The organism is Paenibacillus sp. Y660, assembly GCF_057221575.1.
The window spans coordinates 118,463-133,234 of the sequence record NZ_JBXBBJ010000001.1 but is presented as its reverse complement, the minus strand read 5'-3'; the positions used below and the strand labels follow the sequence as shown (position 1 = coordinate 133,234).

Sequence of the window (14,772 nt, the reverse complement as noted above, 5' to 3'; positions counted from 1 at the left end):
TAAATAGTAGCAATATAGTTCTCCTAGTACAAGATGACAAGCACCTCTTACATCGAAAAGCTGTAGAAGTAATGAATGGACGTTAGCTTCTGTGTATCCGAATTGACAAACAGCTTTAATATCGCTTCATTTCGCTCGAATGCAATACCATCCTCCGTCACATAATCGGGCTCTCCCAGCGCTTCCTTAATCGCTTCAATCGTTGCTGGAATCTCTACGCCATCCATTTGGAGCGTTTTGGAGCCCTCCGTAATTTCCACGAAATTAACCATTCCGTCACTGAATACAACATTCATATTCGGGTACTCATAAATCTTTAATTCCTTTAAATGCGGATCTTCCGAGATGCTTTTAGGCTCGCCAAGCTTCTTCACAACACTGCTGGGATCATCATAAAGGGTGATGCCGTTGATCGCTTGAAGTGTAAAACGCTGCTTCGCCACCTCTGGATTGTTAGCTTCCGCTTCGGCTCCATTTGATGCATAGGTAACTTTCGTTACGGTTGAGGGAGGCATAGAAGCTTGCATCATTTCATCGGCTGCTTCAGCAGATGCCTCAGCCATCACCTTGCTTGCACTCATTGATAAGGAATAGGTATTCGTCACCTTTCCGTAATCACTCGAGAAGGCGAATATGCCTCCGATCAAGCAGCCGATAATAATAATATTCTTCATATGAACTCCCTCCTTTTGCGGGATTGTCATTCATCTTTTTGCTTATACGTACATATAAACCATATCCGATGCCTTAAAACAGAAACAAGCGATTTATTTTATAAAAATATCATTTTCAACGTTTAATGCCCGAAGCCTTACTTCGTTGCGATCATAACCAAGCAAATATCATCCTTCTGGCTTTCATTGCTATGCTCAGCGATAAAATCGCCAACCATCGCCGCATGCTCATCGGCTTCTGTTTCAATTAACTGTTTCACCAAATTATCGATCTTATCCGCTTCGTTATCGCCTAATGATTCGCTTAACCCATCAGTGTAAAGGACAAGCTTCATATGATCCATGTAGGTTAGGCTTCCTTTTTGAATATCTATGCTTGGAAACAATCCAATCGCACAGCAGCCCTCCGTCAGAAGCTTCTCCTGATCACCAATCAGCAGCTTGCCAGGAGGATGTCCGGCGTTTACGTAATCGATCGTCCGCTTATTTGTATCAAGCACTAAATAAATTGCCGTAAAATAGTAGTTAAGCAGCTCTTCCTTCTTATATAGCTGGTTCATATATCGGTTCAGCTCGTGCATGACTAGATCAGGCTCTGTTATACGTGTAATTGTATCCTTGAGTACCGAGGATATATACATGCAGACGAGCGAAGATGCAATGCCGTGGCCCATCATATCGAGTAAAATAACGCCATAACGGTTTTCGTCAATGCGGTGCCATGCGTAAAAATCGCCAGCAAGCTCCGTTGAGGGCTGATAAATCGCGCTTATGCCAACATTCTCATCATTAATCGGCTGGCTTAACACGTTTCTTTGCACTTTTTTGGCAAGCTCCAGCTTAAACTTCACCTGCTTGTCCCTTTCTTTATGCCAATCGATTTCCCGCTTCAGCCTGAGTGCTGATCTTATCCGTGCCAGCAGCTCCATCTTATTAATAGGCTTCATCACATAATCACTGGCGCCGGCATCAAGCGCCTCCGCCATTTTATTCGAATCCCCAAGCGCCGTAACAAATATAATCGGAACATCCTTATAGCGCTCCACCTGTAAAATTCTTTTGCACGCTTCTAAGCCATCGATCTCAGGCATCATCATATCCATCAAGATCAAATCCACATTCGTTTTAGCCTCTGTGTCGGTATCAATGTCCATGAGTGCGTATAGCTCCATAGCCGATGACGCGATTTTCAAATCCTTATAGCCTGCTTTATTTAAAATGGCTTTAATAATAATCTGATTCGTAGCGTTATCATCCACGATTATAATACTCATATGCAAGCTCCCTTTTACTCCAGTTTCTACACTTCATATTCTGAGCCTAACGTTACAGAGAGTCAACTTTTAAAGCATATAGTTGAACAAAGACCTATCCTCCCGGATAGGCCTTAGTTCGCTTCGTTTCAATCAATGGAGCACTCGCTCGCTTAAACGACGTAGTGCGGATAGTAATAAACGGCTGGGTCAAATTCTTCGCCCGTATACTCCTTGCCGCCCCAAGCGATTACCAAAATTTTATCCTGATCCATCTCGCGTTCTAGACGCTGAGAGTCCTGCTCGGAAATGCCGAGCGATCTCATCTTAGCCCGCAGCTCATCTCCGTTCGAGCGGAAAATGTTCGCGATGGCCGTTCCGAGGCCTTCCTCGGCAATGCCGATTTTCTCAGCATCGGTGTTGTCGACGATCCGTTTCGTCCGGTCCTTATCATGCGTCAGCACAAAAATCTTGTCCTTCGCATAACCTTCCGTTTGGAATTTATACACCTGCTCTTGAACCTCGACAGCATTATTGACCGTGTGCACCTTCGTACTTGTTAGATTATTCATTGTAATTCCTCCTATTATTCATTTTATTTTTAATATTGGTTTGTTTCTCTTGAACGAACGAAGTTAACTAACCCGTCTTCGTCCTACAATGAGAGATACGATAAAGAGAATGACAAATACGACGAATAGTATTTTTGCTATCCCAGCTAAAGCGGAAGCAATTCCTAAGAAGCCGAATATGCCTGCGACGATTGCAAAGATTAAAAATAATAATGCCCATCCTAACATTGGAATCACCCTTCCTTCGAAATTGTTTTTGTTTAACTTGTCATGTTATTAACCAGCCCTGCGCCCTTTGAAACAGTATAATTTTAGGTTTCCAGCATCCAAATAACGCTATTAATGAAGAAATAAAAAGTGTCGTTTTTAAATGTTTCAGAAGCGGTTGTTGAGGTTAAGAGACTTCACCAAATAAATCAAATCGATAATAGAAAAGGCTGGTGAGATCGATGGAAAAACAGCGTATACACGTTAATGGCATCGATTTAGTCTATGAAGAATGTGGAAGTAGTAATGGAAACGTAATCGTATTGCTCCACGGCTTTTGCGGCTCATCCCAATACTGGCAAAAAATTTGTCCGATGCTGAGCGATCAGTATCGTGTCATCATCCCGGATCTCCGCGGTCACGGCGAGTCCTCGTCACCTGAGGGGACCTATACAATGGAAGCGATGGCAGAGGATATCTCAGCCCTCCTCCAGGCACTGCGAATCGAGAAGGTCGTCATGTTCGGCCATTCCTTAGGCGGCTATGTAACGGCTGCATTCGCGGATAAATATCCAGAGAAGCTGGCTGGCTTCGGGCTCATTCATTCGACTGTGCTGCCGGATACTGAGGCGATTAAGGAAAAACGAGCTGCAGATATTGAAGCCATACGCGAAAAAGGCATAAGCAAATACCTTTACAGCATTATCCCCGAATTGTTTACCGATGCGAAGCTCGGGGAAATGCGCAATGAGGTCAATGAGTTGATCGGAGTCGGTCAACAAATGCAAGCACATGCTTTGATCTCCACGCTTTTGGGCATGATGCAGCGTCCTGACCGCAGCCATGTGCTCGCCAAGGCTAAATATCCTGTCCTGCTTGTAGCCGGTGCAGAGGATGCCGTCATTAAGCCTGATGACACCTTCACGGTTACGAGTCTGGAACAGCCTGAAACGACCTACAAATATCCTCATATCCTTGAAACAACGTTTGAGGATGTGGCGCATATGAGTCTTGTGGAGGTATCCGATCAGCTTTCCCGGGTCATGTCTACTTATTTAAAAACACTCTTGGAGCGTGAGAAAACGAGAACCGAGGGAAAAACCGAAATGCCTATCCGACATTGAGTGAGATCGCTTTTTTTCAAAAAAATGATTCAAAGCGTGTCCGATTGGGTAAATATGAATAGGCAGATAACTCCTATCATCCGTTATCATCTGTCAAAAAAAATAACTGGAGGTGCTAGTTACTATGAGTAGTACGAATACTTCTTATCGAACGGGAGAAATTGTTAAGCATGATGGCAACTACATTTCACAATCAGGCAAGAAAGATAAGCTCCAAAAGGGAGAAAAATTCCCTGCTTGTCCTGTTAGCGGTAATGAAACAACTTGGAGCAATGCCGATTAGCGCTAAAAAACGACGATCAAAATAAGCAAGGGCTGTCTTTAGAAAGTAGAGCATCTACTTTTAGGGACAGCCCTTTTGGCGTTTTTCAGCTTCACACTTTTTAACTTGTATGGTAGTATGGCAGTTAGAAACCGAAAGGGATGAGCCTATGGATTATCAAATGCGTCCGATGCCTTTCTCCACTAGAGATGTGGTCTATACGCAGCTAAAGGAACAAATATTGAAGCTTGAGCTTCCGCCCGGAACATCTTTATCAGAAAATGAAACCGCTCTCTTGTTCAAGGTCAGCCGCACGCCTGTTAGGGAAAGCTTTCTCCGCCTTGCGCAAGAGGGGCTAGTCCAAGTGCTTCCGCAGCGCGGCACTTTCGTTTCCTTAATCGATACGATGCTTGTTGAAGAAGCGAGATTTATGCGGGAGCAGCTGGAGAAGGCCGTTATTCTGCTCGCTTGCGACCATTTTCCGGAACCATTCCTTCTGCTGCTCGAAGAGAACCTTCGCCGCCAAGAGGAATGTGTACGACTCGAGGACGATAAAAGCATGCTGGAGTTTGATGATGCTTTCCACCGTATTTTGTTCGATGGCGCCAGCAAGAGCCATACTTGGTCGATTATGCAGCAGATGAATGCCCACTTGAATCGCAGCCGCATGCTGAGGCTGGTCGATGACCATAGCTATGCGCATCTCTATGAGCAGCATCGCTCCATGGCAGACGCGATAAAGGCACATGACGGCAAGACCGCCGAGCGCGTGATGAAGGAGCATCTTTCTTTGAATATTGCCGATCAAGCTTTGCTGAAGGAGAAATACCCTAATTATTATAAATGACAATGGGAGGATCGATTGGCATGCAGATGACGTTCAGATGGTTTGGCGAAGGAAACGATACGGTCCCGCTTAGCTATATTAAGCAAATTCCAGGCACAGACGGCATCGTCTGGTCGCTTCACGATATGGCGGCAGGCGAGGAATGGCCGATGGAGCGGATTTTGGAGGTTAAGCGGCAAGCAGATCAAGCTGGCCTGCATATTGACGTAGTTGAGAGCGTTAACGTACATGAGGATATTAAGCTGGGTCTCCCCACCCGCGATCTATACATAGACAATTATAAGAAAACAATCGAGAAGCTGGGCAGCGTTGGCGTCAAAGTGATCTGCTACAACTTCATGCCGATTTTCGACTGGCTGCGCACCGACCTGCACAAGAGGATGGATAGCGGAGCTACCGCATTATTTTATGAAAATAACCGGATTGCAGGTGCCGACCCGTTCCAATTGGTTGAAGAAATCAATGCCAACTCTGCTTTGACGATGCCTGGCTGGGAGCCGGAGCGGCTTCTGCATTTGACTCAGCTGTTTGAGGCGTACCAAGGCGTGACGGAGGCTCATTTGTGGGAAAATCTCCGTTATTTTCTGAATGAAATTATACCGGTCGCAGCCCGCTGCGGCATTCGAATGGCCATCCACCCGGATGATCCGCCATGGCCGGTGTTCGGACTGCCGCGCATTATGACCTGTCAGGAAAACTTCCGAACGTTTTTGAAGCTGCATGACAGCCCTTATAACGGCATTACGCTGTGCAGCGGCTCGCTTGGCGCTAATCCGAGCATTGATATTATTGCGATGATCCATGAGTTTGCGGACCGCATTCCGTTTGCGCATATCCGCAACGTTCGCGTTTACGACAACGGAGATTTCATCGAGACCTCCCACCGCACGCAGGACGGCACAGTCGATATCGCTGGAATCGTGCGCGCGTATCATGAAATTGGATTTACCGGCTACGCAAGACCCGATCACGGCCGCCATATTTGGGATGAGCAGTGCAGACCTGGATATGGCTTATATGACCGCGCGCTCGGCATCATGTATTTGTGGGGACTTTGGGATGCTTATCAGCTTGCCGCTGCTTCCACTGGAGAGCAGGTGGCATCGGCATGAGTAAGCTTCCCAAGCATGAATCTCTCAGCGGTAAAGTAGTGGTCATTACTGGCGGTGCAGGCGTGCTGTGCCGTGTCATGGCGCTTGAGCTTGCGCGTCAGGGAGCGAAAATTGCGATACTCAATCGTACCACGAAGAAGGGCGCAGCAGCAGCCGAAGAAATTAAAGCTGCAGGCGGTATCGCGATTGCCGTTTCTTGCGACGTGACAAGTCCGGAAAGTACAAGAGCAGCCGGCGCTTCGGTGCTTGAGCAGCTAGGCCCATGCGATATTTTGATTAATGGCGCTGGCGGGAACCATCCGAGCGCAAATACAACAAACGAAACGTTCAAGCCGGAGCATTTGAATGCGGAGAACATGACGACGATATTCAACTTGAGCGTAGAGGGCTTCCGCAGCGTCATGGATCTCAACTTTGTCGGCACGCTTATACCAACGCAAATTTTTGCTGAGCAAATGCTGGGGCGGCAAGGTGCAACCATTATCAATATTTCGTCGATGAGCGCGCCGTCGCCGATGACGAGAGTTCCTGCCTATAGCGCCGCCAAAGCTGCCATCGTCAACTTCACCCAGTGGCTGGCGGTACACCTAGCGGAGCCTGGGATTAGGGTTAACGCGATAGCCCCCGGCTTCTTCTTAACGGAGCAAAATCGCAAGCTGCTGCTGCACGATGACGGCTCCTTAACGGAGCGGTCGGGCAAAATCATCTCGCATACGCCGATGAGGCGCTTCGGCAAGCCGGAAGATCTGCTAGGCGCTTTATTATGGCTCGCTGACGAGACGACTGCCGGCTTTGTTACTGGTGCGACCATACCCGTTGATGGCGGATTTTTAGCTTATTCCGGCGTTTAGCCCGCAGCCTGCAGATTGATTGCCGTCACGCTTTGCTCCTTAAAGTCGATTTAATCCTCCGTATGAGATCGGCCATATTATGCCACCCTACAGGAGGAAAGGAGGGGGAATTGCTATGACATCATCCAAAGGCCGCCGTGAAAATGCATGGAACCAGCGTAAGCATACGCAGCATCCGCATGGCAAAGTGAAGTCGCTTGAAGAGCTGAGCCAAGAAGACGACAACGCCAAAGCCAAGCAAGATTCATAAGCAATAACCGCAGCTCCGTTCGATAGACAAAACCTCCGTCCGTAGGCTAAGCCCTAGGTCGGAGGTTTTTCAAGCATTGCCTATATTCATAGAAATATGTGTCGCCAAATCTCCCTTCTCGATTTCCGCCTCTACAAGCTTCATTTGCCCTACTCCTTTGCTCCATCATATAACGCTGCCAGACTAACCCACAAGAAAGGAGCCCCGACAGTTTTTACGCTGCAGGGACTCCTTCTTCACGTCAATCGCCGCAGCTCATAGAGATCGCGCACATTGCATTCAACAATGTCTGCTATTGCGATCGCGGCTTTGAGCGGCATCATTCGTTTATTGTCGATATAATCGACTATCCGTTCGGGTCTAATCCGCAGCTCTGCCGCAAGCTTTTCCTTCGACATGCTGCGTTCGGCCAAGCGCTGCTCGAGCAGGCAAGGGCCAAGCTCTATTTTCATCGTGCTGCTACCTCCATTAATGGAACCTACAACACCAGTTTAACCAAACAGCTCTTTCTCTAATACTGCTGTTAAGCTGCTTACGCCCTAAGCGAGTAATTGCGCATCTGCCACAAGCTGCACATGCAGCTTGGCTCCCAGTACGAGCGCGCGCTCATCCAGATCGAATTGCGGATGATGCAGAGGATGGATGATTCCTTTATCCTTATTGCCGATGCCGATTAGAACCATCGCACCCGGAGCCTTGTCCAAATAATAGCTGAAGTCCTCACCGGCAAGGCTTGGCTTGTCTAGCACGCTAGACTTTCCATGGCCAAACACTTTCTCGCCTGCACGCTGCACCAGCTCTACAGCGGAAGCATCATTAAGCAGCGCCTTTCCCATGCGGAACTGGGTCTCATATTCGCCGCCAAACCGATCCGCACATGCGGCTGCACATCGTTCGATCAGGCTGCGAATGCGATCTACCGTGTGCTGCTCGAAGGCGCGATACGTACCTTCTACCTCGCCTGACTCTGCAATGGCGTTAATGACCGTCCCTGCTTGGAGCCTGCCAAAAGCGAAGGCTACCGGCTCGTGAGGGTCTACGGCGCTAGCTACTGCAGCACGCGATTCGGTTACAAAATGCGCGGCCATCAGAAGCGCGTCAGCCGCTAAATGCTGAGCGCCGTGATGGCCTGATCGTCCTCGGAATGAAACTCGGAAATGCGAGGATGCCGCCATCGCATATTTGCGGTGAACAGCGACTTGCAGAGCAGGCAGCTCCGGCCATACGTGGAAAGCAAAAGCGACGGATACCTCGTCCGCCGCCCCGCTCTCGACCAAATCGCGCCCGCCGCTCAGCAACCTGCCGTCAAGCGGACTTACAGCAGCTCCTTCTTCCGCAGGCTGGAACACGAACCTTACTGCTCCTGCCAGCTGCTCCCAGAACCTGCTTAAGCCAAAGGCTGCTGCAAGCAGCATCGTCATATGTGCATCATGCCCACAGGCGTGCATGGCTCCATCGATAGTTGACCGGTAGTCGACGTCATTTCGCTCATGAATCGGCAGCGCGTCCATATCGGCTCGCAGCAGAATCGTCTTCCCAGGCTTGCCGCCGCGCAGCAAGCCAATGACGCCTTTTCCAAAATGGTTCCCGACACCCCGCTGAACCTCAAGGCCATAGCTCTCCAGCAGCTCGGCAATTCGTTCCGAGGTCCGATCTACGTCATACATCAGCTCGGGCTGGCGATGGAAATCCCGTCTCAGCGATATCCATACCTGCTCCCGTTCCTCCAGCAGCGTAAAAATCGGAGCCGTATTCATCTCGTTAGCTTTTCACTTTCTCTTTGGTATAGCGATTAACCGGTACCTGCAAGCCTAAGTTGCCGCGAAGGGTATCGGATTCGTATTCCGTACGATAAATGCCGCGCTCCTGAAGTATCGGCACAACGAGTTCAACAAAATCTTTCAAACCGCTCGGAATGGAGGAATGAATAATGAATCCGTCAGCTGCGCCTTCCTCATGCCACTGCTGAATGAGATCGGCAACCTTCTCTGCCGTACCAACGAACAGGCCGCGCGGCGTAGCCGATTGCAGCGCAACCTGACGTAGCGTCAGATTTTGCTCCTTCGCTGCTTTCTTGATTTTGTCCGTGCCGCTGCGGAAGCTGTTTTGACCTAGATCGCCAAGGTCAGGGAACTGTTCATCAAGCGGATATTGAGAGAAATCATGATGCTCGAAGAAGCGTCCCAAATAGTTCAATGCGTTCTCGATCGTCACCAGTCCAGCCAGCTCTTGGTACTTGCGCTCAGCCTCTTCCTCCGTGCGTCCAATAATAGGACTGATTCCTGGAAGAATGACGATATCATCCACCGAACGGCCCTCAGCTACCGTGCGGTCTTTTACATCCTTATAGAAGGCTATTGCCTCCTCAATGCTCTCGTGGCCCGTGAATACAGCATCCGCAGCCTTGCCTGCCAGCTTCTTGCCGCTCTCAGAGGAGCCAGCTTGGAAAATAACCGGATGCCCTTGCTTCGAGCGGGCAATATTAAGCGGTCCTTGAACGGAGAAATACTCTCCCTTATGATCCAAACGGTGAAGCTTAGTCGGATCGAAGAATACGCCGGACTCTTTATCTCTTACGAAAGCATCGTCTTCCCATGAATCCCATAGGCCTCGCGTCACTTCCAAGTACTCTTCTGCAATTTTGTAACGCTCGTCATGCGTCGGGTGATCGGTTTTGCTAAAGTTGCTCGCAGAGCCCTCAAGCGGTGAAGTTACCACATTCCAGCCTGCACGGCCGCCGCTAATATGGTCTAGCGAGCCAAACTGTCTAGCTACCGTAAATGGCTCACTGTATGAGCTTGAAAGCGTGCCGACAAGTCCGATTTTCGAAGTGGCTGCCGCAAGTGCGGACAATATCGTAATCGGCTCAAAGCGATTTAAGAAATGAGGGATTGATTTCTCGTTAATGTACAGACCGTCAGCGATAAAGACGAGGTCGAACTTGCCCGCTTCAGCCGTTTGTGCTTGCCGCTTATAAAATTGAAAGTTTACGCTCGCATCAGCCGGAACCTCTGGATGCCGCCATGCCGACACGTTGCCTCCTACACCATGAATCAATGCGCCAAACTTAATTTGCTTGCGATTCGCCATTTTAAACAGCCTCCTCAATCAATTGTAAGTATATTTGAGCTAGTCCGTAGTTATCGTCTCAACGATGTGAAATTTGCTTCTATTAGGTTTGCAATAAAGCTGCTTCCTTTAATGGGAGCCAATAGCTCTTGACGAGCGTTTCCCCGTTCATAATATCTTTGTCGTACGCTCTCTCAAAGCCTAGCCGCTCATACAGCCTTACGGCTGAATCCATCATATCGGAAGTATGGAGATGCAGCGTCTCTGCGCCTGAGTCCCGTGCAAGCTGAGCGCTGGCGCGTATTAAATCCGTCGCAACGCCATAGCCGCGTGCTTTCTTCGATACGGCGAGCAGGCGTATAATCGGGGATTGGATATTAAGGTCAGGACGTCCGTATGCTTCTTCAGAGGAATCGAATAGGAACACACTTCCAACTACCTCGCCATCCAGTTCCGCAACCAAACGAGCCTTTGTAGCCGCGCTGTCAACGGATGCCAGAATGCTTTCCTTATATTCAATCCAGCGCGGCTCCGGCAGCACTTGCTCATATTGACCATACGCATCGAGCAGAACTTCAATCGTCGCATCGCGATCCGACAGCTCGGCATAGCGAATGATTACTGCTTTAGCTGACATGCTCCTCCACCCGCTCTCCACAAATTTAATGATCAAACTTTAAATGGTATGGTTAAATGGTGCAGCTAGAGCCCTGAAAATCTGTCTCTCCCTGCTTGATCCGGCGAATTTGCGCTAAGTGACCTTGAATGTGCTTAACAAAAGCAGGCACGATAGCAGCAATCGTTACCGGCTCGCCTTTAAAGTTAATGCCTGTCTTGTTCCATTCTTCCTCTGTCAAGCGATTAAACAATAGGCTGTTATATTGAACAAATGCGCGAGCGGCAGTAAGGATTTCCTTTACATCTCCCTCGTTTGCCTTCTGGCCGGATACCCAAGCATCTTGGTTAAAGGCTGGCAGTCTTGTTTCAGAGCCAGACAAAATCTCGCGGATTCGAAACGATACGATAATGCTATGATCGACAAGATGGGTAAGCACTTCCGTTACGCTCCATGATGCCGGCGCAGCCTTCCATTTCAGCTGTTCCTCCGACAACCCATTGATTTCTTCCTCAATTTGATCATACGCCTGTAAATATGCTTGAACATCGACAGTTGACTGGCTCATGTAAGCTCCCCCTTATAAATAGCAAAAATGATCAACATGTTACTTAGTTAAACGGCTAATCTCGAATATGCCAAGATCAAAGCCCGTATCTTTCTTTTCCAATTTATTCGCCAAAATCTCACCAACAACGCTTGCGAATTTAAAGCCATGACCGGAGAAGCCTCCGGCAAGCAGCACATTGGCATGCTCGGGATGCGCATCGATAATGAAGTCTTCGTCGGGCGTAAACTCATATTTGCATACTGCGCTTTTTAGCAGCTTGCCTGCTGCGCCCGGCACAAAGGCATCAAGCGCGCGGCGAAGGTCTTCCTCGTCTTCCGGGTAAGCGCCAAACGGCGCAAGCGGCTCACCGGGCGACCATTCCACTCCCGTATCATGACGGCCGATCTTAATGCCAGCGCCTCCGATGCTCGGAAAGCCATAATAGCCGCCAGCCGCGCAGCCCCAAGTAAAGCCTGGGAAGACGCCTGCTTCAAAAGCGGGCGAGCTCGTTTCGAACCAGCCGACCACCTTGCGAACCGCGCGAATCGGCAGATTAACGTGAGCCGACAGCATTTTGAACCAAGCGCCTACGGTAACGATGATTTGCGGAGCAGAGTACGCTGCCTCTTCTGTATGCACGGTTACGACGGATGGTCTAGCCTCGATATTCGTAACGAAGCTGTTCACAAGCAGCTCCGCGCCAGCTGCGATTGCCTGCTGCTTGTAAGCAGCGACACATTGCTCGCTATATAAGTAGCCTGCATTTGGCTCATACATCCCTTGAAAGGAATCCGGGAGCTGAATGCCTGGAAAGCGGCGGTTGATCTCGGCCGCGCGCAGCAGTTCGACATGAACGCCATTCGCGGCAGCGTCATCAAGCCTGTCTTCGTAATTGTAAAAGCTCGTTTCCGCCATGTTCAGCACGCCTGATCGCTCAAGCAGCTTAAGGCCGGTTGCTTTCTCGAGCTCCAGCCATCGCTCATCAGCGCGAAGCGCCATCTTCACATACGTATCGCCGCCATGGTAAGCATGTCTGATAAGCCTTGGCTCTCCATGATGGCTTCCCATGTTATGCGGCGGATCAAAAGCGTCGATGAGCAGCGTCTTCGCTCCTCGCGATGCCAGCTCATAGCCGGCGCTCAACCCCATCGAGCCTGCTCCTACAACGATTACATCATACGATTTCGGAATGTTGTCGTCCTCCCGGCAAGCCCTCTGCCGCCAGCTTGCGCAAAGCGTCAGAAGCTAGTGTGGCAAAAAACGATGCCGCTATCGGCAATGCCTTCTCATCCAAATCAAATGCCGGATGATGCCATTCCTGCGGACCGGCCGTACCGAGAAACACTAACAGTCCCTCCGTTTCTTTCAAATAGAAGGCGAAGTCTTCGCCTGCCGGAGAAGGCGTCGGACTCACAACAGTTAAACCAATTGCCTCTGCCGTTGCAGCAGCTTGATCGGCCCATTTCTGATCGTTCACGACAGCCGGCGGCCCTTCAATCCACTTCACTTGCGCCTTAGTTGCGAAAGCTGCGGCAACGCCACTTACAACCTGCTCGAAGCGTCCGCGAACCGTCTGGCGGACATGCTCGTCAAACGTTCGCAGCGTGCCGTCGAATACCGCCTTGTCGGAAATGATATTCCATGCGGTTCCCGCATGCAGCCTTGTTACACTGACGACCGCGCTGTCCAGCGCGCTTACGTTCCGGCTTACAATCGATTGCAGTGCCGTAATAATATGAGCCGATGTGACGATCGGATCAAGGCCAGCCTCTGGTACTGCAGCATGGCTGCCTCGTCCTTCAACCTCAACGGCAAAACCATCGGCTGCCGCCATAATCGGACCGCCCTTGATGCCAATCGTGCCAACAGGAAGATCCGGCTTGTTGTGCATGCCGAACACCGCATCCACGCCTTTCAGCGCTCCGCTTGCAATAAGCTGCCCCGCGCCTTTTGCTTTCTCTTCGGCGGGCTGGAACAGAAAACGTACCGTCCCCTGCAGCTCCTGCTCCCGTTCCTTCAACAAGAAAGCTGTTCCGAGAATCGAAGCGGTATGAAAATCATGGCCGCAAGCATGCATCTTGCCTGGTATTTTGGAAGCGAACGGGAGTCCCGTCTCCTCCTGTATCGGAAGTGCATCTATATCTGCCCGAACCGCAACAATTGGGCCGCCCTGCAGCCCCCCAACCTCTGCGATTACGCCAGTTTTGAGCCCATAATCGACAATTCGAATGCCTGCATCCGTCAACCAGCCGAGAATGGAAGCCGTCGTCTCGTATTCCTCATGTGACAGCTCCGGATGCTCATGCAGCTGCCGCCTGATGGCAACTAACTGCTGCTCAATGGATTCCGCCGAGAAACGGCTCATACCAATTCCCCTTCGAATGCTTCCTTCAACAGCTCAAAGGAACGAATCCGTTTGGCAAAATCAGGGATAATCGTCGTAAAGACAAATTCATCCACGCCGTATTGCTCTTGAATTTCAAGCAGCCGCTTTCGAACCGTTTCCTTCGTGCCTCTCGTAATATCCGCATCTCTTTCTTCAGCCGTAAATTCCTCACCCGCTTGTCTAGCGAATTCCTCCGCCTGCTCGAGCGAGCCGACGTTTACCGTCTTGCCGCTTGCGAGCGTAACTCTAACGCTCTTGAAATGTCCCGCTAACGCGTTTGCTTCCTCCTCCGAATCCGAAGCAATGACAGACAATGCAAGAATCGTCTTCGGCTCTGCGCCATTCGAACGATTAAAGTTGTTTCGGTACGTATCAAGCGCTTTGCGAGCTGTGTCTGGATCATTGTTGATGAAGAGAGCGAACGCATACGGATACCCTTTCTCCGCAGCCAGCTCCGCACTCGATACGCTTGTGCCGAGCAAATAGATGTCAGCAGGCTGCTTCGGCAGCGGACTTGCTTCGAGACCTGCAAGCGGATGGTCTTCACCAGCCTTGCCTATAAGCAGTTGCTCGAGCTCGGTCAGCTTCTCCGCCAAGGTTGCGGATTCTGTTACGCCCTTCTGCAGAGCCTTTGTCGAACGAGGAAGTCCGCCTGGTGCACGGCCGATTCCAAGCTCAACGCGGCCTGGCGCTAAAGAAGCCAGCACGTTGAAATTTTCTGCTACTTTATAAGGACTGTAATGCTGGAGCATAACGCCGCCTGAACCGATTCGGATCGATGTGGTCTGAGCCAGCAAATAAGCAATAAGCACCTCTGGCGAGGATCCGGCCATGCCTGGTGAGTCATGATGCTCCGATACCCAGAAGCGCTCGAACCCAAGCGTTTCTGCCAACTGCGCCAGCTTGACGGTATTCCCTAATGCTTCAGCCGCTGTTTGCCCGGGGAAAATAATACTTTGATCCAGAATGCCAAATTTCAGTGACATATTGATTCGCTCC

Annotated in this window: 18 protein-coding genes; 6 read left to right on the top strand and 12 right to left on the bottom strand. The window is 50.0% G+C overall.

Annotated features, from left to right (window positions below; translation table 11 throughout):
* Window positions 1-47: 47 nt before the first annotated feature.
* The 4 genes from AC2TDN_RS00595 to AC2TDN_RS00580 form a co-directional block, all read right to left on the bottom strand.
* Window positions 48-674 carry a hypothetical protein gene (locus tag AC2TDN_RS00595; protein ID WP_482065214.1) on the bottom strand — a complete coding sequence of 209 codons (627 nt, stop codon included), beginning with the start codon at window positions 672-674 and terminating at the stop codon, window positions 48-50.
* A 137-nt stretch (window positions 675-811) separates the two neighbouring features.
* A complete protein-coding gene (locus tag AC2TDN_RS00590) occupies window positions 812-1,948 on the bottom strand; it encodes a SpoIIE family protein phosphatase (protein ID WP_482065215.1) in 1,137 nt (378 codons plus the stop codon).
* 152 nt (window positions 1,949-2,100) lie between these two features.
* On the bottom strand, window positions 2,101-2,499 hold the full coding sequence (locus AC2TDN_RS00585) for a YflT domain-containing protein (RefSeq protein ID WP_482065216.1): 399 nt from the start codon (window positions 2,497-2,499) through the stop codon (window positions 2,101-2,103).
* Between the two features lie 63 nt (window positions 2,500-2,562).
* Window positions 2,563-2,727 carry a DUF1328 domain-containing protein gene (locus AC2TDN_RS00580; RefSeq protein WP_484686673.1) on the bottom strand — a complete coding sequence of 55 codons (165 nt, stop codon included), beginning with the start codon at window positions 2,725-2,727 and terminating at the stop codon, window positions 2,563-2,565.
* 221 nt (window positions 2,728-2,948) lie between these two features.
* Between AC2TDN_RS00580 and AC2TDN_RS00575 the strand changes: the two genes are divergently transcribed.
* The 6 genes from AC2TDN_RS00575 to AC2TDN_RS00550 all read left to right on the top strand — a co-directional run bounded on the left by AC2TDN_RS00575 (window position 2,949) and on the right by AC2TDN_RS00550 (window position 7,152).
* The gene (locus AC2TDN_RS00575) at window positions 2,949-3,830 is read left to right on the top strand and encodes an alpha/beta fold hydrolase (RefSeq protein WP_484686672.1); all 882 of its coding nucleotides are present in this window, start codon (window positions 2,949-2,951) and stop codon (window positions 3,828-3,830) included.
* A gap of 124 nt (window positions 3,831-3,954) precedes the next feature.
* A complete protein-coding gene (locus tag AC2TDN_RS00570; protein ID WP_482065219.1) occupies window positions 3,955-4,113 on the top strand; it encodes a hypothetical protein in 159 nt (52 codons plus the stop codon).
* 148 nt (window positions 4,114-4,261) lie between these two features.
* Window positions 4,262-4,939, top strand: coding sequence for a GntR family transcriptional regulator (locus AC2TDN_RS00565; RefSeq protein ID WP_484686671.1), 678 nt, complete (start codon window positions 4,262-4,264; stop codon window positions 4,937-4,939).
* Window positions 4,940-4,959: 20 nt separating this feature from the next.
* Window positions 4,960-6,051: a mannonate dehydratase gene (uxuA, locus tag AC2TDN_RS00560; protein WP_484686670.1), complete on the top strand. Its 1,092-nt coding sequence runs from the start codon at window positions 4,960-4,962 to the stop codon at window positions 6,049-6,051.
* Entirely contained in the window at window positions 6,048-6,902 is an 855-nt protein-coding gene (locus tag AC2TDN_RS00555; protein WP_484686669.1) for an SDR family oxidoreductase, read from the top strand. The genes uxuA and AC2TDN_RS00555 overlap by 4 nt, the downstream gene beginning before the upstream one ends.
* Window positions 6,903-7,017: 115 nt before the next feature.
* Complete coding sequence (locus AC2TDN_RS00550; protein WP_223285630.1) at window positions 7,018-7,152, top strand: DUF6254 family protein; 135 nt, start codon at window positions 7,018-7,020, stop codon at window positions 7,150-7,152.
* Window positions 7,153-7,388: 236 nt separating this feature from the next.
* On the opposite strand, the gene AC2TDN_RS00545 is transcribed toward AC2TDN_RS00550, so the two are convergent.
* The 8 genes from AC2TDN_RS00545 to AC2TDN_RS00510 all read right to left on the bottom strand — a co-directional run bounded on the left by AC2TDN_RS00545 (window position 7,389) and on the right by AC2TDN_RS00510 (window position 14,759).
* Window positions 7,389-7,604 (bottom strand): helix-turn-helix domain-containing protein, encoded by a 216-nt coding sequence (locus AC2TDN_RS00545; RefSeq protein WP_482065223.1) that lies wholly within the window; start codon window positions 7,602-7,604, stop codon window positions 7,389-7,391.
* 87 nt (window positions 7,605-7,691) lie between these two features.
* Window positions 7,692-8,909, bottom strand: a complete 1,218-nt coding sequence (locus AC2TDN_RS00540) for a M20 metallopeptidase family protein (protein ID WP_484686668.1) — start codon at window positions 8,907-8,909, stop codon at window positions 7,692-7,694.
* A 4-nt stretch (window positions 8,910-8,913) separates the two neighbouring features.
* Complete coding sequence (locus tag AC2TDN_RS00535; protein WP_484686667.1) at window positions 8,914-10,242, bottom strand: LLM class flavin-dependent oxidoreductase; 1,329 nt, start codon at window positions 10,240-10,242, stop codon at window positions 8,914-8,916.
* Window positions 10,243-10,324: 82 nt separating this feature from the next.
* On the bottom strand, window positions 10,325-10,858 hold the full coding sequence (locus AC2TDN_RS00530; protein ID WP_484686666.1) for a GNAT family N-acetyltransferase: 534 nt from the start codon (window positions 10,856-10,858) through the stop codon (window positions 10,325-10,327).
* 52 nt (window positions 10,859-10,910) lie between these two features.
* Window positions 10,911-11,405, bottom strand: coding sequence for a DinB family protein (locus tag AC2TDN_RS00525; protein ID WP_484686665.1), 495 nt, complete (start codon window positions 11,403-11,405; stop codon window positions 10,911-10,913).
* A gap of 39 nt (window positions 11,406-11,444) precedes the next feature.
* Window positions 11,445-12,578 carry an N-methyl-L-tryptophan oxidase gene (gene solA / locus AC2TDN_RS00520; RefSeq protein WP_484686941.1) on the bottom strand — a complete coding sequence of 378 codons (1,134 nt, stop codon included), beginning with the start codon at window positions 12,576-12,578 and terminating at the stop codon, window positions 11,445-11,447.
* The gene (locus AC2TDN_RS00515) at window positions 12,562-13,752 is read right to left on the bottom strand and encodes an amidohydrolase (RefSeq protein ID WP_484686664.1); all 1,191 of its coding nucleotides are present in this window, start codon (window positions 13,750-13,752) and stop codon (window positions 12,562-12,564) included. The genes solA and AC2TDN_RS00515 overlap by 17 nt, the downstream gene beginning before the upstream one ends.
* Window positions 13,749-14,759, bottom strand: a complete 1,011-nt coding sequence (locus AC2TDN_RS00510; RefSeq protein ID WP_484686663.1) for an LLM class flavin-dependent oxidoreductase — start codon at window positions 14,757-14,759, stop codon at window positions 13,749-13,751. Before AC2TDN_RS00510 ends, AC2TDN_RS00515 begins: the two co-directional genes overlap by 4 nt.
* Window positions 14,760-14,772: the final 13 nt, after the last annotated feature.

Bases quoted from the DNA above. Each gene is read 5' to 3' on its own strand.
- AC2TDN_RS00515 (WP_484686664.1), bottom strand. From the start codon at position 13,752: ATGAGCCGTTTCTCGGCGGAATCCATTGAGCAGCAGTTAGTTGCCATC.
- AC2TDN_RS00535 (WP_484686667.1), bottom strand. From the start codon at position 10,242: ATGGCGAATCGCAAGCAAATTAAGTTTGGCGCATTGATTCATGGTGTA.
- AC2TDN_RS00525 (WP_484686665.1), bottom strand. From the start codon at position 11,405: ATGAGCCAGTCAACTGTCGATGTTCAAGCATATTTACAGGCGTATGAT.
- AC2TDN_RS00570 (WP_482065219.1), top strand. From the start codon at position 3,955: ATGAGTAGTACGAATACTTCTTATCGAACGGGAGAAATTGTTAAGCAT.
- AC2TDN_RS00575 (WP_484686672.1), top strand. From the start codon at position 2,949: ATGGAAAAACAGCGTATACACGTTAATGGCATCGATTTAGTCTATGAA.
- AC2TDN_RS00565 (WP_484686671.1), top strand. From the start codon at position 4,262: ATGGATTATCAAATGCGTCCGATGCCTTTCTCCACTAGAGATGTGGTC.
- AC2TDN_RS00555 (WP_484686669.1), top strand. From the start codon at position 6,048: ATGAGTAAGCTTCCCAAGCATGAATCTCTCAGCGGTAAAGTAGTGGTC.
- uxuA (WP_484686670.1), top strand. From the start codon at position 4,960: ATGCAGATGACGTTCAGATGGTTTGGCGAAGGAAACGATACGGTCCCG.
- AC2TDN_RS00595 (WP_482065214.1), bottom strand. From the start codon at position 674: ATGAAGAATATTATTATTATCGGCTGCTTGATCGGAGGCATATTCGCC.
- AC2TDN_RS00545 (WP_482065223.1), bottom strand. From the start codon at position 7,604: ATGAAAATAGAGCTTGGCCCTTGCCTGCTCGAGCAGCGCTTGGCCGAA.
- AC2TDN_RS00550 (WP_223285630.1), top strand. From the start codon at position 7,018: ATGACATCATCCAAAGGCCGCCGTGAAAATGCATGGAACCAGCGTAAG.
- AC2TDN_RS00580 (WP_484686673.1), bottom strand. From the start codon at position 2,727: ATGTTAGGATGGGCATTATTATTTTTAATCTTTGCAATCGTCGCAGGC.
- AC2TDN_RS00590 (WP_482065215.1), bottom strand. From the start codon at position 1,948: ATGAGTATTATAATCGTGGATGATAACGCTACGAATCAGATTATTATT.
- AC2TDN_RS00530 (WP_484686666.1), bottom strand. From the start codon at position 10,858: ATGTCAGCTAAAGCAGTAATCATTCGCTATGCCGAGCTGTCGGATCGC.
- AC2TDN_RS00585 (WP_482065216.1), bottom strand. From the start codon at position 2,499: ATGAATAATCTAACAAGTACGAAGGTGCACACGGTCAATAATGCTGTC.
- AC2TDN_RS00540 (WP_484686668.1), bottom strand. From the start codon at position 8,909: ATGAATACGGCTCCGATTTTTACGCTGCTGGAGGAACGGGAGCAGGTA.
- AC2TDN_RS00510 (WP_484686663.1), bottom strand. From the start codon at position 14,759: ATGTCACTGAAATTTGGCATTCTGGATCAAAGTATTATTTTCCCCGGG.